The organism is bacterium, from assembly GCA_020440705.1.
Taxonomy (GTDB): domain Bacteria; phylum Krumholzibacteriota; class Krumholzibacteriia; order LZORAL124-64-63; family LZORAL124-64-63; genus JAGRNP01.
Genome location: JAGRNP010000381.1, coordinates 1 through 540, shown reverse-complemented (window position 1 = coordinate 540; position 540 = coordinate 1). Strand labels below are relative to the sequence as shown.

At 63.5% G+C, this 540-nt stretch carries 1 protein-coding gene; it reads left to right on the top strand.

What is annotated here, in order from left to right:
* Positions 1-540, top strand: a 540-nt coding sequence (locus KDM41_18905; protein MCB1185495.1) for a hypothetical protein, incomplete at both ends; no start/stop codon positions are given.

Genomic DNA, 540 nt, shown 5'->3' with positions numbered 1-540 from the left:
GCTCACCTACCTGGTTCCCTCGGGAGAATACCAGCGGGAGACCCGCGATATCGGCGGACACGAGCGGACCATCGTCAAGGCCGGCACCTTCCAACCGGTGGACAAGGTCATCACGCCCACGGGGATACTCCTGGGGGAGGAGATCACGGGCAAAGCCACTCCGGTGAGCCTGATCGGTTTTCTGCGCGCCATCCCCAGGGGCATGGAGGAGTCGTCCGACATCATCTTCTTCATCTTCATCATCGGGGGCGTCTTCGGCATCTTCCAGGCGACGGGGGTCATCTCCGCCGCCATCCAGCGGCTGATGGCCATCTTCCGCAGATCGGATACCCTGCTGACGATCGTCATCATGACGGTTCTTGGGGCGGGGGGCTCGCTGCTGGGGATGGGGGAGGAGTTCATTCCGCTGGTGCCGATATTTCTGCGGGTCGCCCGGGAGATGGGCTATGACCGGATTTACGGGCTGGCGCTGGTGATCGGCGCCTGGGGGGTGGGATTCGCCGCCGCCACCACCAACCCTTTCACGGTAAGCATCGCCAA